Genomic DNA, 23,411 nt, shown 5'->3' on the forward strand with positions numbered 1-23,411 from the left:
TTCTTTCTCACGCTTCATCGCGTATGTACGACTTCCGTACGACTCTACTGGTGGGCCGGGGCCGCTTCCGACCGGGGTTCGGGCGCCCGCCCGGCGAGCCGCTCGCGCCAGGCGGCGAGTACGGCGGCGTCCGTGGCCGGGGTGGCCAGCGAGACGATCACGTACGCGGCGAGGGAGGCCAGCAGGCCGTAGTAGATGGGCTCGTTGGCGAGGATGCCGTAGGTGGCCATCAGGACGACCACGGAGATGCCGCCGACCGCGACGCCCGCGAGGGCGCCTTGGACCGTGCCGCGCCTCCACAGCAGTCCCCCGAGGATCGGGACCAGCAGACCGCCGACGAGCAGGTTGTACGCCACGGTCAGCGCCTGCACGACATCGTTGAGCACGATGGCCGTGAGGATCACGGCGACTCCCATGAGCAGGATGAAGGCGCGGTTGCCCTTGACCTCGTCGTGCTCCTGCCCGGCCGGGCGCACCAGACCCCGCAGCCGCGACCAGATGTCGTTGTTGGCGACCGTGGCGCAGGCGATCAGGGCGCCGGACGACGTGGACATCACGGCCGCCAGCGCCGCCGCGAGCACCAGCCCCCGTACGCCGACGGGCAGTTCGTCCTTCACGATCGTGGCGAAGGCGTCGTCCGCGCTGGCCAGGTTCGGGTAGAGGACCTTGGCGGCGGTGCCGATGACGGCGCCGGCGAGCGCGTAGGCCAGGCAGTAGGTGCCGGCGACCGTGCCGCCCCACTTCGCGGTCCTGTCGCTGCGGGCGGTGAAGACGCGCTGCCAGATGTCCTGTCCGATCAGCATGCCGAACGTGTAGATCAGGACGTAGGTGAAGATCGTCTCGCCGCCGATACCCAGCGGGTCGAAGTACTCCGTGGGCAGCTGGGCTTTCATCTCGCTGAAGCCGCCCGCCTTGACGACGGCGATGGGCAGCAGGAGCAGCAGCACGCCGATCGTCTTGACCACGAACTGCACCATGTCGGTCAGCGTGATCGACCACATGCCGCCCAGGGTCGAGTACGCGACGACGATCGAGCCGCCGAGGACGATCGCGAGGGTGCGGTTCATGTCGAACAGCACGTCGAAGATCGTGGCGTACGCGATGGTCGAGGTCACCGCGAGCATCAGGGTGTACGCCCACATCACCACGCCCGAGATCACGCCCGCTCTGCCGCCGTAGCGCAGATCCAGCATCTCGGAGACGGTGTAGACCTTCAGACGGGCGATGCGCGCCGAGAAGAAGATCGACAGGGCCAGCAGACCGAGGCCGATGGTGAAGACCATCCAGGCGCCGGACAGGCCGTACTGGTAGCCGAGGCCCACGCCGCCGATGGTGGACGCGCCGCCGAGGACGATCGCCGCCATGGTGCCCGAGTACATGGCCGGGCCGAGCCTGCGGCCCGCGACCAGGAACTCGCTCTTGGACTTGGCGCGGCGCATGCCCCACCAGCCCATGGCCAGCATGGCGGCCAGATAGACGACGATCACGATGTAGTCGACGGCCATGGGGCCCTCCTTCGCACACTCTCGGTGGCGTGTCGTGCAGATGGGAGTTGTCCGGTGTGGTGGCGCGGGGACATCCGCCCGTACCCGCGGCTGCCGGTCTGGACCGACCATAGGTGGCCGGAAAGCGACTGCGAAGTGTACGTTTCATCCATTCATGCGGAACGGACTGGAGGAAGTGCACACCATGTCCGAGACCCCGGCCCTCCCACCCACTCCCCCGGTGCCCCTGTCCGCCCTGCTGGCCAGGGAGGATCTCGCCCTGCGGCAGATCGCCGGGCCGTCCGGCCCCGGAATCGTGCTGCACGGGGCACACACCTCGGAGATGTCCGACCCGTACCCGTATCTGCTGGGCGGCGAGCTGCTGCTCACGGCCGGGGTGCACATTCCCGTGGCGGCGGGGTCGGGGACGTATTTCGACGACTACGTCTCACGGATCGTCGCGGCGGGCGGCGCGGCCCTCGGGTTCGGAGTGGCCCCGGTGCACGACACGGTGCCGCGGGCGCTGGTCGAGGCGTGCGAGGCGTACGGCCTGCCCCTGCTGGAGGTCCCGCCCCGGACCACCTTCTCCGGGGTCGCCCGCGCCGTCTGGCAACTGATCGCCCGGGCCCGGCTCACCGAGCTCCGCCGGGTGACGGAGGCCCAGCAGAGCCTGGCGGCGGCGGCCGCCCGCCCGGACCCGGTGCCGTCGGTACTGCGTCAGCTCGCTCAGCGGGTCGGCGGCTGGGCGGTGCTGTACGGCCCCGACGGCGCCCGGATCGCCGCGGCGGGCAGGGCACCGGCGGACGAGGTACGAGAGGCGCTGAGGGAACTGGCCCGGGTGGTGCGACGCCCCTCCAGGCCCTCCCCGTCCTCCCCTTCCTCGCCTTCCTCCCCCTCGCCCTCGCCCGCCCCCACCTCGGCCACCGACGCCGTCGCGGGCACTCACCTCTCCGCCTACGCCCTCGGCGCGGGCCAGGGTTTCGTGCTCGGGATCGCGGCGGAGCACCGGGACCCCGCCGATCACACGATCGCCTCCGTCGCCGCCGTGCTCCTCTCCCTCCTGACCGGCGAGCACCACAGCGGGGCCGGCGCGGCCCGCTCCTCGGCGCTGGTGCGGTTGCTGCTGGGGGCCGAGCCGGAGGCGGTGGCCCCGCTGCTCGGCGCCGGGAGCCGGCGGGTCGTGCACGCCCGGCCCGACGCGCAGGTCCCCGACCCGGTCGCCGCCTCGGCGCTCGGCGCGGCGCTCGGTTCGCCGCTGGTGGACCTCGCCGGGGACGTCGTACGCGTCCTGCTGCCCGCCGATCGCGAACCGGCCCCGCAGCCCGGCTGGACCCTGGGCGTCAGTGCCCCCGCCGACCCGCCGGAGTGGCCGGCCGCGGACACCCAGGCGGCCCGCGCACTGGCCCGCGCCCGCGCCACCCGGACGGCGCTGGTGCGGCACGGCGGCCGGCCCGCCCTGGCGGACCTGCTGCCGGGCGGCGAGGCCGCGGCGCACGCCCGCGCGGTGCTGGGACCCGTGGCGGGCAACACCGCCCTCACCGACACCCTGCGCACCTGGCTGTCCCTGCACGGCAGTTGGGACCGCACCGCCGTCGCGCTGTCGGTGCACCGCAACACCGTGCGACAGCGCATCTCCCGGTGTGCGGCGCTGCTGAACGCGGACATGGACGATCCGGACGTACGGATGGAGCTGTGGTTCGCGCTGCGGCAGCTGTGACCCCGGGTGAGTGACCCACGTCCCAGCGTGCGGGACGGCGGGGTCGGGTCCGGGCGCGTACCGCACAATAAGAGCCATGCCGATACCCGGGACACCCAGCCGCGCCGAGCTCGTCGAGCACCTTGTGAAGACCCGCATCGCGGGCGATGTCGCCACCCCGCGTGAGAACAACCTCTCCCACTACCGCCAACTGTCGAACGGCGTCCGCAACTTCTGGCTCGGCCTGGAGCTCGGCGACCGCTGGACCGACGAGCAGGACGTGCTCGCGGTGATGGCGGAGCGGGTGGGCGTGAACGACGACGCCGAGTACCGGCACGGCCAGGACACCATCGACCCCGAGCTGACGGTCGCCGCGCTGGAGCGCCTGGCGGCCCGGCTGCGCAAGGCGGCGGACAGCGGTCAGCGGGTCCTCTTCGCGACCGGCCACCCCGGGGGCCTGCTCGACGTGCACCGTGCCACGGCCGCCGCACTGCGCGCCGCGGGCTGCGAGATCGTGGTGATCCCGGACGGGTTGCGGACGGACGAGGGGTACGTCATGCAGTTCGCGGACGTGGCGGTGCTGGAGCACGGCGCCACCCTGTGGCACACCCACTCGGGCGAGCCGATGAAGGCCATCCTCACGGCCCTGGAGCGCGAGGGCCGCCCGCTGCCGGACCTGGTCGTCGCGGACCACGGCTGGGCGGGGTACGCGGGCCAGCACGGCGTCGACTCGGTCGGCTACGCCGACTCCAACGACCCGGCCCTGTTCATCGCGGAGGCCGAGGGAACCGTCCAGGTGACGGTCCCCCTCGACGACCACGTGGTGAGCCCCCGGTACTACGACCCGATGACGGCGTATCTGCTCTCGGAGGCGGGGCTCAGCCAGTCCGAGGGATCCTGACCACGCCCTCCTGGATCACCGTGACGGCGAGGCGGCCGTCCTGCGTGTAGATGCGGGCCTGACCGAGGCCGCGGCCGCCGAACGCCGACGGGGACTCCTGGTCGTACAGGAGCCACTCGTCGGCGCGGAACGGACGGTGGAACCACATCGCGTGGTCCAGCGAGGCCCCGACGACGTCACCGACGGCCCAGCCGCCGCGGCCGTGCGCGAGCAGCACGGAGTCCAGGAGCGTCATGTCGGAGACGTACGTCGCCAGCACGACGTGCAGGAGCGGGTCGTCGGCCAGCTTGCCGTTGGCGCGGAACCACACCTGGGAGTGCGGCGCGCGCGGCTCGCCGAACCTGCCGTAGGGCGGCTCGTCCACGTAGCGCAGGTCGACCGCGGCGCGCGCCTCCAGGAACTTCTCGACGACCTGCGGGGGAAGGTGGCCGTATCCGCTGAGCCGCTCCTCGGAGGTGGGGAGCGTCTCGGGGTCGGGCGCGTGCGGCATCGAGGTCTGGTGGTCGAAGCCTTCCTCGTCCTTCTGGAAGGACGCGGAGAGCGCGAAGATCGGCTGACCGTGCTGGACCGCCACGACCCGGCGGGCGGTGAAGGAGCGGCCGTCGTTCATCCGGTCGACCGTGTAGACGATCGGCGCGCCGGGGTCGCCGGTGCGCAGGAAGTACGCGTGCAGGGAGTGCGGGTGGCGGTCGTCGGGGACCGTACGCCCGGCGGCGACCAGCGCCTGGGCCGCGACCTGTCCGCCGAAGACGCGCGGGACGACGGCGGAGCGGGACTGGCCACGGAAGATGTCCTCCTCGATCTGCTCCAGGTCGAGCAGATCGAGGAGATCCTGTAGTGCCTCGTTCATGGCACCTTTTCTACTGGCCGGTAATTGCGGGAACCTTACAGGCCCATGTCCTTCGCGATGATCGACTTCATGATCTCGCTGGTCCCGCCGTAGATGCGGTTCACGCGGTTGTCCGCGTACAGGCGGGCGATCGGGTACTCGTTCATGTAGCCGTAGCCGCCGTGCAGCTGGAGGCAGCGGTCGATCACGCGGTGCGCGACCTCGGTGCAGAACAGCTTGGCGGAGGCGGCCTCGGCGGGGGTCAGCTCGCCGGCGTCCAGGGCCTCCGTCGCGCGGTCGGCGACGGCCTCGGCGGCGTCCACCTCGGCCTGGCAGGCGGCCAGCTCGAACTTGGTGTTCTGGAAGTGGGCGACGGGCTTGCCGAAGACGGTGCGCTCCTGCACGTACTGCTTGGCGAACCGGACGGCGGCCTTGGCCTGCGCGTAGGCGCCGAAGGCGATGCCCCAGCGCTCGGAGGCGAGGTTGTGGCCGAGGTAGGAGAAGCCCTTGTTCTCCTCGCCGAGCAGGTCCTCGACGGGCACCTTGACGTCGACGAACGCCAGCTCGGCCGTGTCGGAGGTGCGCAGGCCCAGCTTGTCCAGCTTGCGGCCGACGGAGTACCCCTCGGACTTGGTGTCGACGGCGAACAGGGAGATGCCGAAGCGGCGGTCGTCCTCGCGCGGGGCCGAGGTACGGGCGCAGACGATCACCTTGTCGGCGTGCACACCGCCGGTGATGAAGGTCTTGGCGCCGTTGAGGACGTAGTGCGTGCCGTCCTCGGAGAGCTTGGCGGTGGTCTTCATGCCCGCGAGGTCGGAGCCGGTGCCCGGCTCGGTCATCGCGATGGCCCACATCTCCTCGCCGGTGACGAACTTCGGCAGGTACCGCTTCTTCTGCTCGTCGGTGGCCAGCATCTTGATGTACGGCAGGGCGAGCAGCACATGCACGCCGGAACCGCCGAACTGGACGCCCGCGCGGGCGGTCTCCTCGTACAGGACGGCCTCGAACTTGTGGCTGTCCAGGCCCGCGCCGCCGAACTCCTCGGGCACGTTGATGCCGAATATGCCCAGCTCACCCAGCTTGTGGTAGAACTCGCGCGGCGCCTGGCCGGCGGCGAACCACTCGTCGTAGACGGGCACGACCTCGGCCTCGATGAAGGCGCGCAGGGTCTCCCGGAACGCCTCGTGATCCTCGTTGAACACCGTACGGCGCACGCCGCCACCTCCACCGTCACATGTCTAAGCGCTTGCTCACCCAACCGTACCGGCGAGTACGAACCGCCGACAAGACCGTGCCGTGGGTAACGCTCGTCACGCCCGTGACGCAGCCGGGGAGGCGCCGCCGGACACCGCCCAGGCCAGCGCGTAGCCGAAGGCGTTGACCGCCCAGTGCAGGGCCGCCGGCGCGAGCAGGCTGCCGGAGCGGCGGCGCACCTCGCACAGGACCACGCCGGCCACGGCCGTGACGGCGACGGCCACCGCGACGGTCGCCGCCGCGTCCGCCGGACCGCCGCCGAAGGCCGATCCCACGGCGGCGTTGGAACGGTTGAGGCCACGGGAGGGCAGCACGTGCCACAGGCCGAAGAGCAGCGAGGAGCCGGCGGTCGCCCACGCCGCGCCCCACCGGCGCCGGAACATGGCCCACAGGACCCCGCGGAAGGCGGTCTCCTCCAGCAGCACGGTGCCGAGCGGCACGCGCACGAGCACGTTCCAGAGCAGCTCACCGGCGGACAGGTCCGCGGCCCTGGAGTCCTGGAACACCCCCCGGCCGGCCGGAACGGCGAGCAGCAGGAGGTAGCCGGCGAGGACGGCGCCGGCGAGGACGGGCGCCCACCGCAGCCCCCGTCGCAGGGCCGCCGCGCCGAGCCCGAGATCGGCCCGGGTGAGCCCGTCCCAGCGGGCGATCACCAGCAGGACCACCGTCGCGGCGGCGCAGGTCAGGACATACGCGAGGGAGCCGCGTACGAGCCAGTTGTTGACCAGGTTCGCGAGGACCAGGACAGCGACGACACAGACGACCGGCATACCGCCTCCAGCGGTTCGACAGCGCCCCCGGGGGCCGGACGACGGCCCTTCGCGCCTACGACCCCACGGCCGCGAAGGCCCCCCTCGCCATCCGGTGCAACAACTCCGCCGTCGTCCCCCGCCCCGGCAGGGAACCCGGGCGGCCCAGGTGCGGCGTCGAGTTCAGCAGGCCGAAGACCGAGTGGACGGCCGAGCGGGCCGTGGACTCCTGGAGCCCCGGGTAGACCTCACGCACCACCTCCACCCACAGCTCCACGTACTGCCGCTGGAGCTGGCGCACCAGCTTGCGGTCGCTGTCCCGGAGGCGGTCCAGCTCCCGGTCGTGCAGCGTGATGAGCGGGCGGTCGTCCAGCGCGAAGTCGATGTGCCCCTCGATGAGCGAGTCGAGGAGCGCCTCGGCGTCCCCGTCCGCCTCCGCGACCCGGCGCTTGCCGCCGGTCAGGAGCTGACCGCTGATCCCCACCAGCAGCTCGGCGAGCATCGCGTCCTTGCCCGGGAAGTGGCGGTACAGCCCGGGGCCGCTGATGCCGACCGCCGCGCCTATCTCGTCCACCCCGACGCCGTGGAAGCCCCGCTCGGCGAACAGCCGCGCGGCCTCCTTGAGGATCTGCTCGCGGCGGGTGGGGGCGTCGGTTCTCGTGGCCATGGAAGTAATTCTAGACAGCGAGGTTAGCGGTCGTTAACCTGGAGGAAATGCGTTAACGCTCATTAACAAGGTGAGGGGACCGCAAGGATGGACCAGGCACCGGAGCTGCACGGCGCGGCGGACCCCGCGTCGGAGGCCTGGCGGGTCAACGAGGCAGGGCACCTCGCGCTCGTGGAGGAGCTGCGCGGCAAGCTCGCCGCCGCCCGGCTGGGCGGGGGTGAGAAGGCGCGCGCCCGGCACACCGCGCGCGGCAAGCTGCTGCCGCGCGACCGGGTCGACACCCTTCTCGACCCCGGCTCGCCCTTCCTGGAGCTGGCACCGCTCGCCGCCGACGGGATGTACGACGGGCAGGCCCCGGCCGCCGGTGTCGTCGCCGGCATCGGGCGGGTCAGCGGCCGGGAGTGCGTCGTCGTCGCCAACGACGCGACCGTCAAGGGCGGGACGTACTACCCGATGACGGTGAAGAAGCACCTGCGCGCGCAGGAAGTCGCCCTGGAGAACCGGCTGCCCTGTCTCTACCTCGTGGACTCCGGCGGCGCCTTCCTGCCCCTGCAGGACGAGGTCTTCCCGGACCGTGAGCACTTCGGGCGGATCTTCTACAACCAGGCCCGGATGTCCGCCGCCCGGATCCCCCAGATCGCCGCCGTCCTCGGCTCCTGCACGGCGGGCGGGGCGTACGTCCCGGCGATGAGCGACGAGGCCGTCATCGTCCGCAACCAGGGCACGATCTTCCTCGGCGGCCCCCCGCTGGTGAAGGCCGCCACCGGCGAGGTCGTCACCGCCGAGGAGCTCGGCGGCGGCGAGGTGCACTCCCGTGTGTCCGGCGTCACCGACCACCTTGCGGAGGACGACGCCCACGCCCTGCGCATCGTGCGGAACATCGTCGCCACCCTCCCCGAGCGCGGGCCGCTGCCCTGGGAGGTGAGGCCCGCGGTGGAGCCCAAGGCCGACCCCTACGGGCTGTACGGGGCGGTCCCCGTCGACTCCCGCACCCCCTACGACGTCCGCGAGATCATCGCGCGCGTGGCCGACGGCTCCCGGTTCGCCGAGTTCAAGTCCGAGTTCGGGCAGACCCTCGTCACCGGCTTCGCCCGGATCCACGGCCACCCGGTCGGCATCGTCGCCAACAACGGCATCCTCTTCTCGGAGTCCGCCCAGAAGGGCGCGCACTTCATCGAGCTGTGCGACCAGCGCGGCATCCCGCTGCTGTTCCTGCAGAACATCTCGGGGTTCATGGTCGGCAAGGACTACGAGGCCGGCGGCATCGCCAAGCACGGGGCGAAGATGGTCACGGCCGTCGCCACCACGCGCGTGCCGAAGCTGACGGTCGTGGTCGGCGGCTCCTACGGCGCGGGGAACTACTCGATGTGCGGCCGGGCGTACTCGCCGCGCTTTCTGTGGATGTGGCCCAACGCCAAGATCTCCGTGATGGGCGGCGAACAGGCCGCCTCGGTCCTCGCCACCGTCAAGCGGGACCAGCTGGAGGGCCACGGCGAGTCCTGGCCCGCCGAGGAGGAAGAGGCGTTCAAGGCGCCGATCCGCGCGCAGTACGAGCGCCAGGGCAACGCCTACTACGCCACCGCCCGCCTCTGGGACGACGGGGTGATCGACCCCCTGGAGACCCGTCAGGTGGTCGGCCTGGCCCTGACCGCGTGCGCCAACGCGCCTCTGGGTGACCCCCAGTTCGGCGTCTTCCGGATGTGAGGGGACCGATGTTCGACACCGTTCTTGTGGCCAACCGCGGTGAGATCGCGGTCCGTGTCATCCGTACGCTGCGCTCGCTGGGCGTCCGCTCCGTCGCCGTCTACTCCGACGCCGACGCCGACGCCCGGCACGTGCGCGAGGCCGACACGGCGGTACGGATCGGGCCCGCGCCCGCCGTGGAGAGCTATCTGTCGGTCGAGCGGATCCTGCGGGCCGCGGCCGCCACGAACGCCCAGGCCGTCCACCCGGGGTACGGCTTCCTCGCCGAGAACGCCGCCTTCGCGCGTGCCTGCGCCGACGCCGGGCTCGTCTTCATCGGGCCTCCGGCCGACGCCATCGCGCTGATGGGCGACAAGATCCGCGCCAAGGAGACCGTCGCGGCGGCCGGCGTCCCCGTCGTCCCCGGCGGCCGGGACCCCGAGCTCGCCCGCGCCGCCCGTGAACTGGGCGCGCCCGTCCTGCTCAAGCCCTCCGCGGGCGGCGGCGGCAAGGGCATGCGCCTGGTGCGGGACCTGAGCCTGCTCGACGACGAGATCGCCGCCGCCCGGCGCGAGGCCGCGGCCTCCTTCGGCGACGACACCCTCCTCGTGGAGCGCTGGATCGACCGGCCCCGCCACATCGAGATCCAGATCCTGGCCGACGGCCACGGCGGCGTCGTCCACCTGGGCGAGCGCGAGTGCTCCCTGCAGCGGCGCCACCAGAAGGTCGTCGAGGAGGCGCCCAGCGTGCTCCTGGACGAGGCCACGCGCGCGGCGATGGGTGAGGCGGCGGTACAGGCGGCCCGCTCCTGCGGGTACGTCGGGGCGGGCACGGTGGAGTTCATCGTCCCCGGCGGCGACCCGGACGCGTACTGCTTCATGGAGATGAACACCCGCCTGCAGGTGGAGCACCCCGTCACCGAGCTGGTCACCGGGCTCGACCTCGTGGAGTGGCAATTGCGGGTCGCGGCGGGCGAGCGCCTGGGCTTCACGCAGGACGACATCGCCCTCACCGGGCACGCGATCGAGGCCCGCGTCTGCGCCGAGGACCCGACCAGGGGCTTCCTGCCCTCCGGCGGCACGGTGCTCCGGCTGCACGAGCCCGAGGGCGACGGCGTCCGCACCGATTCGGGGCTCAGCGAGGGCACCGAGGTCGGCAGCCTGTACGACCCGATGCTGTCGAAGGTCATCGCCCACGGCCCGGACCGCGCCACGGCCCTGCGCAAGCTGCGCGCCGCCCTCGCCGGGACGGTCGTCCTCGGCGTCCCGACGAACGCCGGATTCCTGCGGCGGCTGCTGGCCCATCCGGCGGTCGTCGAGGGCGACCTGGACACCGGGCTGGTCGAGCGGGAGGTGACCGGCCTCGTGGCCGGCGAGGTCCCGGTCGAGGTCTACGCGGCGGCGGCACTGCTGCGCCAGGCCGCCCTGGCCCCCGCGCCGGGCACCGGCTGGGTCGATCCGTTCTCCGTCCCGCAGGGCTGGCGTCTGGGCGGTGAGCGGGCCTGGACCGCGCACCACCTGCGGGTGCCGGGGCACGACCCGGTGACCGTACGGCTGCGCGGCTCGGCGGACGGCGGGTTCGAGCTGCTGCCCGACGGCGCCGGGGCCCCGGTCCCGGTCTCCGCGGGCCCCGCCCCGGCCGGGCCCGGGTCCCGGTTCACGTTCCGGCTCGACGGCGTCGCCCACACCTTCGCGGCCCTGCCGGACGGCACCTGGCTGGGCCGTGACGGCGACGCCTGGCAGGTGCGCGACCACGACCCGGTTCAGGCGTCCCTCTCCCGCACCGCGCACGCCGGTGCCGACTCGCTGACCGCGCCCATGCCGGGCACAGTGACCGTGGTGAAGGTCGCGGTGGGCGACGAGGTGAGCGCCGGTCAGAGCCTGCTGGTGGTGGAGGCGATGAAGATGGAGCACGTCATCGCCGCCCCGCACGCCGGAACGGTCGCCGAGCTCGACGTGGCCCCCGGCGCGACCGTCGCCATGGACCAGGTCCTCGCCGTCATCACGCCGACCGAGCCGACCGAGGAGGCACCGGCATGAGCACCCCCGCGCCCGGCCTCCCCATGGTCGTACCCGCCCCGGGCCTGCCCGCCCGGGTGCGGATCCACGAGGTCGGCCCCCGTGACGGCCTGCAGAACGAGAAGGCGCAGGTCCCGACGGAGGTCAAGGCGGAGTTCATCCACCGGCTGGCCGACGCGGGCCTGACGACGATCGAGGCCACCAGCTTCGTCCACCCCAGGTGGGTGCCCCAGCTGGCCGACGCGGAGGCGCTGTTCCCGCTCGTCAGCGAGGTGCCGGTGGCCCTGCCCGTGCTGGTCCCCAACGACCGGGGGCTGGACCGGGCGCTGGCCCTGGGCGCCACCCGCGTCGCCGTCTTCGCCAGCGCCACCGAGTCCTTCGCGAAGGCCAACCTCAACCGCACGGTCGACGAGGCGCTCGCCATGTTCGACCCGGTCGTCTCCCGGGCGAAGGCCGAGGGGCTGCACGTCCGCGGCTATCTGTCGATGTGCTTCGGCGACCCCTGGGAGGGGCCCGTCGCGGTGCACCAGGTCGTGCGGGTCTGCAAGGCGCTGCGGGACATGGGCTGCGACGAGCTGAGCCTGGGCGACACGATCGGCGTGGCGACCCCGGGCCACGTCGCCGAGCTGCTCTCCGCGCTGAACGCCGACGGCGTCCCGGCCCCCGCCCTCGGCGTGCACTTCCACGACACCTACGGCCAGGCACTGGCCAACACCCTCGCCGCGCTCCAGCACGGCGTCACGACGGTCGACGCCTCGGCGGGCGGACTCGGCGGCTGCCCGTACGCCAGGAGCGCCACCGGCAACCTCGCCACCGAGGACCTCGTGTGGATGCTGCACGGTCTCGGCATCGACACCGGCGTCGACCTCGGCCGTCTCACCGCCACCAGCGTGTGGATGGCCGGCCGACTGGGCCGACCCAGCCCGTCCCGCACCGTAAGAGCCCTCTCCCACCAGGAGCAGTGACGCATCATGGACCACCGCCTCAGCCCCGAGCTGGAAGAACTCCGCCGCACGGTGGAGGAGTTCGCGCACGAGGTCGTCGCCCCCAAGATCGGCGACTACTACGAGCGGCACGAGTTCCCGTACGAGATCGTCCGCGAGATGGGCAGGATGGGCCTGTTCGGGCTGCCGTTCCCGGAGGAGTACGGCGGTATGGGCGGCGACTACCTCGCTCTCGGCATCGCCCTGGAGGAACTGGCCCGCGTCGACTCCTCGGTGGCCATCACCCTGGAGGCGGGCGTCTCGCTGGGGGCCATGCCGATCCATCTGTTCGGTACCGAGGAACAGAAGCGTCAGTGGCTCCCCCGGCTCTGCTCCGGCGAGATCCTCGGCGCCTTCGGCCTGACCGAGCCCGACGGCGGCTCGGACGCCGGTGCGACCCGCACGACGGCCCGGCTGGACGCGGAGACCGGCGAGTGGGTGATCAACGGCACCAAGTGCTTCATCACCAACTCGGGCACGGACATCACCGGCCTGGTGACGGTCACCGCCGTGACGGGCCGCAAGCCGGACGGCAGGCCGCAGATCTCCGCGATCATCGTCCCGTCCGGCACGCCGGGCTTCACGGTGGCACCCCAGTACTCCAAGGTCGGCTGGAACGCCTCCGACACCCGTGAGTTGTCCTTCGACGACGTCCGGGTCCCGGCGGCGAACCTGCTGGGCGAGGAGGGCCGCGGGTACGCCCAGTTCCTGCGCATCCTCGACGAGGGCCGCGTCGCCATCGCGGCGCTCGCCACCGGCCTGGCACAGGGCTGCGTGGACGAGTCGGTGAAGTACGCGAAGGAACGTCACGCCTTCGGCCGGCCGATCGGCGCCAACCAGGCCATACAGTTCAAGATCGCCGACATGGAGATGAAGGCCCACACCGCCCGCCTCGCGTGGCGTGACGCGGCCTCACGCCTGGTCGCCGGCGAACCCTTCAAGAAGGAGGCGGCGCTGGCGAAGCTGTACTCCTCCACGATCGCGGTGGACAACGCCCGTGACGCCACCCAGATCCACGGCGGCTACGGCTTCATGAACGAGTACCCGGTGGCCCGGATGTGGCGCGACTCGAAGATCCTGGAGATCGGCGAGGGCACGAGCGAGGTGCAACGACTGCTGATCGCCAGGGAGTTGGGGCTGGCGGGCTGAGCTACCGCCCGCCCGGCCACGGACAGGTACGCAATCGGGGGGCCCACCCCTGGACAAGATCTGAGGTTAGGCTAACCTACCTTCGAATTGTCCGGCGGGCCCCCGCCCTGTTCGAAAGCAGCCACACTCATGTCCAACGCCCGTGCCACCCACCTCACCCGCCGCGGCATCCTCGCCGCCGGTGGTGCCCTCGGCCTCGGTGCCGTGCTCGCAGCCTGCGGCGACGAAGACACGAACGGCGGCGGCTCGGACGCGAAGGCCTCCGCCAAGGCCTCCGGTCCCTGGTCGTTCAAGGACGACCGCGGCGAGACAGTGAAGCTGGACCAGGTCCCGGCCAACATCGTCGCCTTCGTCGGCGTCGCCGCCGCCCTCCACGACTACGGCATCGAGGTCAAGGGTGTCTTCGGCCCGACCAGGACGAAGGACGGCAAGGCCGATGTCCAGGCCGGCGACATGGACGTCAGCAAGCTGACCGTCTTCGGCAACGTCTGGGACCAGTTCAACGTCGAGCAGTACGCCGCCTTCCAGCCGGACGTGCTGATCTCCACCACCTTCGACAGCGCGGGCACCCTCTGGTACGTCCCCGAGGCGTCCAAGGACAAGATCGCCAAGCTCGCCCCGAGCGCCGCCGTCTCCGTCTACGACCGCCAGCTGACGGCGCCGCTGCAGCGCATGTGGGAGCTGGCCGAGTCGCTGGGCGCGGACATGAAGGCCGACAAGGCCGTCAAGGCCAAGCAGGAGTTCGAGGCGGCCGCCGAGCGGCTGCGCAAGGCCGCCAAGTCCCGGCCGGAGATCAAGGTGCTGGCCGGCTCCGCGAGCCAGGAGATCTTCTACGTCTCGGGCACCAACCTCTCCATCGACCTGGAGTACTTCAAGGCGCTCGGCGTGAACTTCGTCGAGCCGCCGGAGAAGGCCAAGGCCGAGGGTGGGGGCTGGTTCGAGTCGCTGAGCTGGGAGAACGTCGACAAGTACCCGGCCGACATCATCATGATGGACGACCGTTCCTCGACGATCCAGCCCGCGGACATCACCGAGGGCACGTGGAAGAAGCTGCCCGCGGTGAAGGCGGGGCAGGTCATCGCGCGGTCGCCGGAGCCGATCCTGTCGTACGCGAAGTGCACGCCCTTGCTGACGACGCTGGCCGAGGCCATCGAGAAGGCGAAGAAGGTCAGCTGAGTCAGGTGGTTGCGGTGACGGGGAGCCGCGGGCCCGTTGTGGCCGGTCGCGCAGCTCCCCGCGCCCTTGAGGGCGTTGCCCAGCCGCTTACCTGAAACCTATCCAGGAGCCCCCCATGACGACGGCCGTGGCCGCCCCGTTCCGTTTCTTCGCCCTTCAGGTCGTACGGACGAGGCGGCTCGGGCCGTCCCTGGTCCGGGTCACCTTCGGCGGGCCCGACCTCGCGGCCTTCCACTCCCTCGGGCGCGACCAGTCCCTCTCGCTGTTCCTGCCGCACCCGGGACAGCCGGAGCCGGTCGTGCCGATCGAGCTCGGTGACCAGTGGTGGCAGGGATGGCGCGAACTCCCGGACGACGTACGGGCCGTGATGCGCTCGTACACGCTGCGGGCGCTGCGCCGGGACCCCGACGAGATCGACATCGACTTCGTTCTGCACACACCGGCCGGGCCCGCCTCGCAGTGGGCCTCCCGGGCCGTGGCCGGTCACCGGGTCCTGCTGCTCGGCCCGGCGCTCGCGGACAACCGGGCGATCCGGTTCCGCCCGCCGCAGGACACCGACCTGGTGGTCGTCTGGGGTGACGAGACCGCCCTGCCGGCCGTGTCGGCCGTCCTGGAGTCGCTCCCGCCCGGCATGCGCGCCCGCGTCTGGCTGGAGGTGCACGACGCCGGGGACATCCAGGACCTGGCGACCGAGGCCGACGCCGAGGTCACCTGGCTGGTCCAGGACGCGGGCGGCGCCGAGAGCCCCCGCGGCCAGGCGGGCGGCGTGCGAGGTGCCTCCACCCCCATGGCTCTCGGCGCCCTGCGCGCCGCCCGGTTGCCGCCCGCCGCGCACCCGTACGTCTGGATCGCGGGCGAGTCGTCCTGCGTGAAGGAGTTGCGCCGGCACTTCGTGGGCGAGCGCGGTGTCGACCGGCGCCGGGTCACCTTCGTCGGCTACTGGCGACGGGGCCTGAGCGAGGAGCAGTTGCGCGAGCAGGGCGAGTAACTGCCCCTCGACGTACCGCTGTTCACCGTGACGGCTGTCACGGACGGGGTCACACTTGACCCGAGCGACTTAGGTTAGGCTAACCTAAGTTGAACCGGCCGTACCCGTTGCCACGGACCGTCCCCACCGGAGGACCCCCACATGCGCTCGCACCTGCTCAATGACACGACCGCGGAGCAGTACCGCCGCTCCGTGACCGATGGAGTAGAGCGGGTGGCGGCGAAACTCGCCACCACCGACCGTCCGTTCACGGGCGTCACCGTCGACGCCCTGGCCCCCCGCATCGCACAGATCGACCTCGACCAGCCGCTGCACGACACCACCGCGGTCCTGGACGAGCTGGAGGACGTCTACCTCCGTGACGCGATCTACTTCCACCACCCCCGCTACCTCGCCCACCTCAACTGCCCGGTCGTCATACCGGCCGTGCTCGGCGAGGCGATCCTCTCCGCCGTCAACTCCTCCCTCGACACCTGGGACCAGTCGGCCGGCGGCACCCTGATCGAGCGCAAGCTCATCGACTGGACCACCGGGCGCATCGGCCTCGGCCCCGCCGCCGACGGGGTGTTCACCTCCGGCGGCACCCAGTCCAACCTCCAGGCACTGCTGCTGGCCCGCGAGGAGGCCAAGACCGACTCCCTGGCGAAGCTGCGCGTCTTCGCCTCGGAGGTCGGCCACTTCAGCGTGCAGAAGGCGGCGAAACTGCTCGGCCTCGGCCCCGACGCCGTCGTGACGATCCCCGTCGACCACGACAAGCGGATGCAGACCGTCGCGCTCGCCCACGAGCTGGAGCGGTGCAGGAAGGACGGCCTGGTCCCCATGGCCGTCGTCGCCACCGCCGGCACCACGGACTTCGGCTCGATCGACCCGCTCCCCGAGATCGCCGAGCTGTGCGCCCAGTACGGCACCTGGATGCACGTCGACGCGGCCTACGGCTGCGGACTGCTCACCTCACTGAAGCGCCGGGCCCTGCTGGACGGCATCGAGCGGGCCGACTCGGTCACGGTGGACTACCACAAGTCCTTCTTCCAGCCGGTGAGTTCCTCGGCCGTGCTGGTGCGGGACGCCGCCACCCTGCGCCACGCGACCTACCACGCGGAGTACCTCAACCCGCGCCGTATGGTGCAGGAACGTATCCCCAACCAGGTGGACAAGTCCCTCCAGACGACCCGCCGCTTCGACGCCCTCAAGCTCTGGGTGACCCTGCGGGTGATGGGCGCGGACGGCATCGGACAGCTCTTCGACGAGGTGTGCGACCTGGCCCAGGAGGGCTGGAAGCTGCTCGCCGCCGACCCGCGCTACGACGTCGTCGTCGAGCCCTCGCTGTCCACCCTGGTCTTCCGCTTCGTCCCGGCCGCCGTCACCGACCCGGCCGAGATCGACCGCGCCAACCTCTACGCCCGCAAAGCCCTGTTCGCCTCCGGCGACGCCGTCGTCGCGGGCACCAAGGTGGGCAACCGCCAGTACCTGAAGTTCACCCTGCTCAACCCCGAGACCGAGGCGTCCGACATCGCCGCCGTCCTCGACCTGATCGCCGGCCACGCCGAGCAGTACCTGGGAGACTCCCTTGACCGCGCTTGCTGACACCACGAGAAAGACCTACGACTTCGTGGGGATCGGGCTCGGCCCCTTCAACCTCGGCCTGGCCTGCCTGACCGAGCCCATCGCCGAACTCGACGGCGTCTTCCTGGAGTCCAAGCCGGACTTCGAGTGGCACGCCGGCATGTTCCTGGAGGGCGCCCACCTCCAGACGCCGTTCATGTCGGACCTGGTCACGCTGGCCGACCCGACCTCGCCGTACTCCTTCCTGAACTACCTGAAGGAGAAGGGCCGGCTGTACTCGTTCTACATCCGCGAGAACTTCTACCCGCTGCGGGTCGAGTACGACGACTACTGCCGCTGGGCCGCGAACAAGCTGAGCAGCGTCCGCTTCAGCACCACGGTCACCGAGGTCACGTACGAGGACGAGCTGTACGCCGTGCGCACCGAGGCCGGCGAGGTCTTCCGCGCCCGCCATCTGGTCCTCGGCACCGGCACCCCGCCCCACGTCCCGGACGCCTGCCAGGGCCTCGGCGGTGACTTCCTGCACAACTCCCGCTATCTGCACCACAAGGCGGAGCTCCAGCGCAAGGAGTCGATCACGCTGGTCGGCAGCGGTCAGTCCGCCGCCGAGATCTACTACGACCTGCTCGGCGAGATCGACGTGCACGGCTACCAGCTGAACTGGGTGACGCGCTCGCCGCGCTTCTTCCCGCTGGAGTACACCAAGCTCACGCTGGAGATGACCTCCCCGGAGTACATCGACTACTACCGCGAGCTGCCCGAGGCGACCCGCTACCGCCTCACCTCGGAGCAGAAGGGCCTGTTCAAGGGCATCGACGGCGATCTCATCAACGAGATCTTCGACCTGCTGTACCAGAAGAACCTGGGCGGGCCGGTCCGCACCCGGCTGCTCACCAACTCCGCGCTCACCGGGGCGCGGTACGAGAACGGCACGTACACCCTGAGCTTCCACCAGGAGGAGCAGGCCAAGGACTTCACGCTCGACACCCAGGGCCTGGTGCTCGCCACCGGCTACAAGTACGTAGAACCGGAGTTCCTGAAGCCGCTCCGCGACCGCCTGCGCTACGACTCCCAGGGCAACTTCGACGTCGCCCGCAACTACGCCGTCGACGTCACCGGCCGGGGGGTCTTCCTCCAGAACGCCGGTGTCCACACCCACAGCATCACCTCGCCCGACCTGGGCATGGGCGCGTACCGGAACTCGTACATCATCCGTGAGCTGCTCGGCAGCGAGTACTACCCGGTGGAGAAGTCCATCGCGTTCCAGGAGTTCTCCGCATGAGCATCGGCACGTTCACCCTCCGCCCCCTCGACCCCCTGAAGGACGCCGAGCTGCTGCACGGCTGGGTCACCCACCCCAAGGCGGCCTTCTGGATGATGCAGGACGCGAAACTCCAGGACGTCGAGCGCGAGTACATGCGGATCGCGGCCCACGAGCACCACCACGCCTACCTGGGCCTGCACGACGGCCGCCCGGCCTTCCTGATGGAGAAGTACGACCCCCGGTACGTCGAGCTGGCCGGCCTGTACGACCCCGAGCCCGGCGATGTCGGCATGCACTTCCTGGTCGCCCCCACCGACCGGCCGGTGCACGGCTTCACCCGGGCCGTCATCACCGCCGTGATGGCGGAGCTGTTCGCGGACCCGCGGACCCGCCGGGTCGTGGTCGAGCCCGACGTCAGCAACAAGGCGGTGCACGCGCTGAACGAGGCCGTCGGCTTCGTGCCCGCACGTGAGATCGACAAGCCGGAGAAGCGCGCGCTGCTGAGCTTCTGCACGCGCGAGCAGTTCGAGGCCGCCCGAGGAGTAGCCGTATGACCCTGTCCGACGCCGTGGCGCACCTCTCCCCCCATCGCTGGGCGCGGGCCAACCGCCTCCTGATCCGCAAGGCGCTCGCCGAGTTCGCGCACGAGCGGCTCATCACGCCGGAGCCCACCGGCGACGGCGCCTACGTCGTCCGCAGCGACGACGGCGGGACGATGTACACCTTCACCGCGGCGGTCCGTGCCCTGGACCACTGGCAGGTCGACGCAGACTCGATCACCCGGCACCGCGACGGGACCGAACTCCCCCTCGCCGCCCTGGACTTCTTCGTCGAGCTGCGCCAGGCACTCGGTCTGAGCGACGAGATCCTCCCGGTCTACCTGGAGGAGATCTCCTCCACGCTCTCCGGCACCTGTTACAAACTCACCAAGCCGCAGATCCCGGTGGCCGAGCTGGCCGGCAGCGGTTTCCAGGCCATCGAGACCGGTATGACCGAGGGCCACCCCTGCTTCGTCGCCAACAACGGCCGGCTCGGCTTCGGGATCCACGAGTACCTCTCGTACGCCCCCGAGACCGCGAGCCCGGTCCGGCTGGTGTGGCTGGCCGCGCACCGCTCGCGCGCCGCGTTCACGGCCGGCGTCGGCATCGAGTACGAGGCGTTCCTCAGGGACGAACTGGGTGCCGAGACGGTCGAGCGCTTCGACGGGCAGCTCACGGACCAGGGCCTCGACCCCGCCGACTACCTGCTCATCCCCGTCCACCCCTGGCAGTGGTGGAACAAGCTCACCGTCACCTTCGCCGCCGAGGTCGCCCAGCGGCACCTCGTCTGCCTCGGCGAGGGCGACGACGAGTATCTGGCCCAGCAGTCCATCCGTACCTTCTTCAACACCACCCACCCCGAGAAGCACTATGTGAAGACGGCCCTGTCCGTCATCAACATGGGCTTCATGCGGGGGCTGTCGGCCGCCTACATGGAGGCCACTCCGGCGATCAACGACTGGCTCGCCCAGCTGATCGAGGGCGACCCGGTACTGAAGTCGACGGGCCTGTCGATCATCCGTGAGCGCGCGGCGGTCGGCTACCGGCACCTGGAGTACGAGAAGGCGACCGACCGCTACTCGCCGTACCGCAAGATGCTCGCCGCGCTCTGGCGGGAGAGCCCGGTGGCCTCGCTCCGGCAGGGCGAGTCGCTCGCCACCATGGCCTCCCTGCTGCACGTCGACCACGAGGGCAGGAGTTTCGCGGGCGCGCTGATCGAGCGGTCCGGCCTGACGCCGAAGGAGTGGCTGCGCCGCTACCTGCGGGCCTACTACACCCCGCTGCTGCACAGCTTCTACGCCTACGACCTGGTGTACATGCCGCACGGCGAGAACGTCATCCTGGTCCTGAGGGACGGCGCCGTCGAGCGGGCGATCTACAAGGACATCGCCGAGGAGATCGCCGTCATGGACCCGGACGCGGTGCTGCCGCCGGCGGTGGAGCGGCTGCGCGTCGAGGTGCCCGAGGACAAGAAGCTCCTGTCCCTCTTCACGGACGTCTTCGACTGCTTCTTCCGCTTCCTCGCCGCGAACCTCGCCTCCGAGGGGATCATGGAAGAGGACAGCTTCTGGCGGACGGTCGCGGAGGTCACCCGGGAGTACCAGGCGTCGATGCCCGAGCTCGCCGACAAGTTCCGGCAGTACGACATGTTCGCCCCCGAGTTCGCGCTGTCCTGCCTGAACCGGCTCCAGCTGCGCGACAACAAGCAGATGGTGGACCTGGCGGACCCGGCGGGCGCGCTCCAGCTGATCGGCACCCTGAAGAATCCCCTGGCGCAGTTCTGACCCCGTGACGGACGGGCACCCCGGAGTACGGTCCTCCGTGGTGCCCGTCGCCGCGTCAGCTCACCGCACTACTGCGCCGGCCACGGCACCTCCGGCGCCCGGTGGTACCCGATACCCAGCGCCTCCCAGCGCGGCCCCTGCGCGGCAAGCCGCTGCCTGTAGCCGTCCCAGCCGTGCGTGGCCCGGGGCGACCAGCCGAGCTCGGCGACGCCCGGCAGCCTCGGGAAGGCCATGTACTCGATGTGGCGGGAGTTCTCGAGGGTCTCCGACCACAGCGGCGCCTCGACTCCCCTGACCGCCGACGCCGGCGCGCCGGGCAGATAGGCGCCCGGGTCCCAGTCGTAGGACCGCCGCACGTCGACGTATCCGGCCCAGGACAGCCCGAGCGGCGTCTGGGCGTCGTACTTCATGTCGAGGTAGATGCGGTCGGCCGGGGAGAGGACCAGCCCGGTCCCGTTCCGCGCCGCTGCCGCGACCTGTTCCTTCTCCGCCTGGCCCGTGCCGTCCAGGCCCCAGTACTGCGCGAGCGCGCCCTTGGCGGGGGTCGCGCCGGTCAGCTGGTGCCAGCCGACGACCTTCTTGCCGTACTTGGCGACGACCGGCTGCACCCGGTCCATGAACGTCACGTAGTCCTCGTGGCTGGTGGAGTGCGCCTCGTCGCCGCCGATGTGCAGATAGCGGCCCGGGGTGAGCGCCGCGATCTCCCGCACCACGTCGTCCACGAAGTCGTACGTGATCTCCTTCGGCACGCACAGCGAGCTGAAGCCGACCGCGGTGCCGGTGTAGAGCGGCGGGGCGACGCCGTCGCAGTTGAGCTCGGCGTACGAGGCGAGGGCGGCGTTCGTGTGGCCCGGCATGTCGATCTCGGGCACGACCTCCAGATGCCGGGAGGCCGCGTAGCGGACGATCTCCTTGTAGTCGGCCTTGGTGTAGTAGCCGCCGGGGCCGCCCCCGACCTCGGTCGAGCCGCCGTAGGTCGTCAGGCGCGGCCAGGAGTCGACGGCGATGCGCCAGCCCTGGTCGTCGCTGAGGTGCAGATGCAGCTTGTTGAACTTGTAGAGCGCCAACTGGTCGATGTAGCGCTTGACTTCACCGACGCTGAAGAAGTGCCGGGACACGTCGAGCATGGCGCCGCGCCAGCCGTAGCGCGGGGTGTCCTTGATGGTGCCGCCCGCGACCAGCCAGGGGCCGCTCTGGACGGAGTCCCGCTCGACGGCGGCCGGCAGGAGCTGGCGCAGGGTCTGGACGCCGTGGAACAGGCCGGCGGGGCGGGCGGCGGTGATGGTGACGCCGCCACGGCCGCTGTCGAGCCGGTAGCCCTCGTCGCCGTACGGGCCCTTGGCGAGCCGCAGCCGGATGCCGCCGTCGCCGTGGGCGGTGACGGGCAGGCGGTAGCCGGTCGACGGACGCAGCACGTCCGCGAGATGGTCCCCGACGCGCCGGGCGTCGTGGGAGCCGTCGACGCGGATGCGGGTGTGCTCAGTGATCCGGTACGGCGAACCGCCGGGGTCGACGGAGGCGGGGGCCGGTATCACGTCGCCGAGCGGGGTGGGGGCCCCGGGCGCGGGCGCCGGCCCCGCCCCGGTGAGGGAGGCGCCCAGCGCCGAGACGAGCAGCAGGGAAGCCAGAAGGCGAAGCGTTCTGTGGTGCAGGGAGCGGTGCTGTCTCACAAACGGTCCCTTCCTGGAGCTCCAACAGGTATGGACCACTCTCTCGCGAGACCGGTGAAACAATCCCCCTCATGGCGGAAATCATCCAGAAGGACGGCACGTGGATCTTCGACGGCGACGCCCTGCGCCTGACCCCCGGACGGGACAAGAACGTCAGTCTGCTGCGCAAGACACTGGGTGAACTGCGCGTCCCGCTGGGCGCGTTGGCGGGCATATCGTTCGAGCAGGGCCGCAAGGCGGGGCGGCTCAGGCTGCGGCTGCGGGACGGCGCCGACCCGCTGCTGCAGGCGACCGCGGGCCGGCTCGGGGAACCCCACGACCCCTATCAGCTGGCCGTCGATTCCGACCGCTACGGCGTCGCCGAGTACCTCGTGGACGAGGTGCGCAACGCGCTGCTGCTGGACCAGGTCCCCGGCGATCCGGTCTCCACATATCTGCTGCCCGGCCCGTCCGTCCCGCTGTCGGCCGCCGCCGGGGACGGCACCGCGAGCTTCGACGGCGAGCACGTCCGCCTGGAGTGGAACTGGAAGACGGAGGACTCCAAGGCGGCCGCCGGCGCCCGCACCCTCGCCGTCGGCGACATCGCCGCCGTCGAGTGGCATCCGGCGGCCGGGCTGGAGAACGGCTGTCTGCGTTTCACCGTGCGGAACGCCCCGACCAAGGCCCCGCCCAAGTACGACCCCAACTCGGTCGAACTCTGGGGCTTCAGGAAGGACCCCCTGATGGCCCTGATCGCCGCCGCCGTCCAGGCCCGCCTCCCGCACCCGGCCGCCGCGGCCCCGGCCGCCGCCCTGACCGCCGCCGCACAGGAGCCGGAGCCCGCCGCGACCGCCCGCGAGGACGATCACGACGCGCTGCTGCGGCGCCTGCGTGAACTCGGCGAGCTGCACCGCACGGGGGTGCTGACCGACGAGGAGTTCGCCCTGGCCAAGCAGGCGATCCTGAAACGGATGTGACCCCGCCCGGCCGATCGCCTGAGGCCCCGCACCAGCCGCCCTGCCCGAAATCGGGCAA

At 71.3% G+C, this 23,411-nt stretch carries 19 protein-coding genes; 13 read left to right on the forward strand and 6 right to left on the reverse strand.

Features of this window, described 5'->3' with window-relative positions:
* Positions 1-44: 44 nt before the first annotated feature.
* The gene (locus ACIHCM_RS18230) at positions 45-1,505 is read right to left on the reverse strand and encodes a sodium:solute symporter (protein WP_399896544.1); all 1,461 of its coding nucleotides are present in this window, start codon (positions 1,503-1,505) and stop codon (positions 45-47) included.
* Between the two features lie 184 nt (positions 1,506-1,689).
* On the opposite strand from ACIHCM_RS18230, the gene ACIHCM_RS18235 reads away from it, so the two are divergent.
* Together ACIHCM_RS18235 and ACIHCM_RS18240 are read left to right on the forward strand one after the other, a co-directional pair.
* Entirely contained in the window at positions 1,690-3,201 is a 1,512-nt protein-coding gene (locus ACIHCM_RS18235) for a helix-turn-helix domain-containing protein (protein ID WP_399896547.1), read from the forward strand.
* A 76-nt stretch (positions 3,202-3,277) separates the two neighbouring features.
* A complete protein-coding gene (locus ACIHCM_RS18240) occupies positions 3,278-4,081 on the forward strand; it encodes a phosphatase (protein ID WP_399896550.1) in 804 nt (267 codons plus the stop codon).
* On the opposite strand, the gene tesB is transcribed toward ACIHCM_RS18240, so the two are convergent.
* From tesB to ACIHCM_RS18260, 4 genes are all read right to left on the reverse strand, one after another.
* Positions 4,059-4,931, reverse strand: coding sequence for an acyl-CoA thioesterase II (gene tesB, locus ACIHCM_RS18245; protein ID WP_399896553.1), 873 nt, complete (start codon positions 4,929-4,931; stop codon positions 4,059-4,061). The genes ACIHCM_RS18240 and tesB overlap by 23 nt on opposite strands.
* A gap of 35 nt (positions 4,932-4,966) precedes the next feature.
* Positions 4,967-6,124 carry an acyl-CoA dehydrogenase family protein gene (locus tag ACIHCM_RS18250; RefSeq protein WP_399896556.1) on the reverse strand — a complete coding sequence of 386 codons (1,158 nt, stop codon included), beginning with the start codon at positions 6,122-6,124 and terminating at the stop codon, positions 4,967-4,969.
* 96 nt (positions 6,125-6,220) lie between these two features.
* On the reverse strand, positions 6,221-6,934 hold the full coding sequence (locus ACIHCM_RS18255; protein ID WP_399896559.1) for a lysostaphin resistance A-like protein: 714 nt from the start codon (positions 6,932-6,934) through the stop codon (positions 6,221-6,223).
* 55 nt (positions 6,935-6,989) lie between these two features.
* Positions 6,990-7,580, reverse strand: a complete 591-nt coding sequence (locus tag ACIHCM_RS18260) for a TetR/AcrR family transcriptional regulator (RefSeq protein WP_399896562.1) — start codon at positions 7,578-7,580, stop codon at positions 6,990-6,992.
* Between the two features lie 87 nt (positions 7,581-7,667).
* Between ACIHCM_RS18260 and ACIHCM_RS18265 the strand changes: the two genes are divergently transcribed.
* The 10 genes from ACIHCM_RS18265 to ACIHCM_RS18310 all read left to right on the forward strand — a co-directional run bounded on the left by ACIHCM_RS18265 (position 7,668) and on the right by ACIHCM_RS18310 (position 20,727).
* Positions 7,668-9,284: a carboxyl transferase domain-containing protein gene (locus tag ACIHCM_RS18265; RefSeq protein ID WP_399896565.1), complete on the forward strand. Its 1,617-nt coding sequence runs from the start codon at positions 7,668-7,670 to the stop codon at positions 9,282-9,284.
* A gap of 8 nt (positions 9,285-9,292) precedes the next feature.
* The gene (locus tag ACIHCM_RS18270) at positions 9,293-11,302 is read left to right on the forward strand and encodes a biotin carboxylase N-terminal domain-containing protein (protein ID WP_399896569.1); all 2,010 of its coding nucleotides are present in this window, start codon (positions 9,293-9,295) and stop codon (positions 11,300-11,302) included.
* Positions 11,299-12,246: a hydroxymethylglutaryl-CoA lyase gene (locus tag ACIHCM_RS18275; protein WP_399896572.1), complete on the forward strand. Its 948-nt coding sequence runs from the start codon at positions 11,299-11,301 to the stop codon at positions 12,244-12,246. The genes ACIHCM_RS18270 and ACIHCM_RS18275 overlap by 4 nt, the downstream gene beginning before the upstream one ends.
* 6 nt (positions 12,247-12,252) lie before the next feature.
* Complete coding sequence (locus tag ACIHCM_RS18280; RefSeq protein WP_399896575.1) at positions 12,253-13,413, forward strand: acyl-CoA dehydrogenase family protein; 1,161 nt, start codon at positions 12,253-12,255, stop codon at positions 13,411-13,413.
* Between the two features lie 129 nt (positions 13,414-13,542).
* Positions 13,543-14,589 carry an ABC transporter substrate-binding protein gene (locus ACIHCM_RS18285; RefSeq protein ID WP_399896578.1) on the forward strand — a complete coding sequence of 349 codons (1,047 nt, stop codon included), beginning with the start codon at positions 13,543-13,545 and terminating at the stop codon, positions 14,587-14,589.
* Positions 14,590-14,704: 115 nt separating this feature from the next.
* Complete coding sequence (locus ACIHCM_RS18290; protein WP_399896581.1) at positions 14,705-15,577, forward strand: siderophore-interacting protein; 873 nt, start codon at positions 14,705-14,707, stop codon at positions 15,575-15,577.
* Between the two features lie 141 nt (positions 15,578-15,718).
* Positions 15,719-17,161, forward strand: coding sequence for a lysine decarboxylase DesA (gene desA / locus ACIHCM_RS18295; protein WP_399896584.1), 1,443 nt, complete (start codon positions 15,719-15,721; stop codon positions 17,159-17,161).
* A complete protein-coding gene (locus ACIHCM_RS18300) occupies positions 17,145-18,422 on the forward strand; it encodes a lysine N(6)-hydroxylase/L-ornithine N(5)-oxygenase family protein (RefSeq protein WP_399896587.1) in 1,278 nt (425 codons plus the stop codon). Before desA ends, ACIHCM_RS18300 begins: the two co-directional genes overlap by 17 nt.
* Positions 18,419-18,958, forward strand: a complete 540-nt coding sequence (locus ACIHCM_RS18305) for a GNAT family N-acetyltransferase (RefSeq protein ID WP_399896590.1) — start codon at positions 18,419-18,421, stop codon at positions 18,956-18,958. The genes ACIHCM_RS18300 and ACIHCM_RS18305 overlap by 4 nt, the downstream gene beginning before the upstream one ends.
* Entirely contained in the window at positions 18,955-20,727 is a 1,773-nt protein-coding gene (locus ACIHCM_RS18310) for an IucA/IucC family protein (RefSeq protein WP_399896593.1), read from the forward strand. Before ACIHCM_RS18305 ends, ACIHCM_RS18310 begins: the two co-directional genes overlap by 4 nt.
* Before the next feature lie 68 nt (positions 20,728-20,795).
* On the opposite strand, the gene ACIHCM_RS18315 is transcribed toward ACIHCM_RS18310, so the two are convergent.
* Positions 20,796-22,397 (reverse strand): beta-N-acetylhexosaminidase, encoded by a 1,602-nt coding sequence (locus ACIHCM_RS18315; protein WP_399896596.1) that lies wholly within the window; start codon positions 22,395-22,397, stop codon positions 20,796-20,798.
* A 71-nt stretch (positions 22,398-22,468) separates the two neighbouring features.
* Between ACIHCM_RS18315 and ACIHCM_RS18320 the strand changes: the two genes are divergently transcribed.
* Entirely contained in the window at positions 22,469-23,353 is an 885-nt protein-coding gene (locus tag ACIHCM_RS18320) for a DUF4429 domain-containing protein (protein ID WP_399896599.1), read from the forward strand.
* Positions 23,354-23,411: the final 58 nt, after the last annotated feature.

This window comes from Streptomyces sp. NPDC052023, assembly GCF_044548465.1.
In the GTDB taxonomy this organism is placed as follows: Bacteria; Actinomycetota; Actinomycetes; order Streptomycetales; family Streptomycetaceae; genus Streptomyces.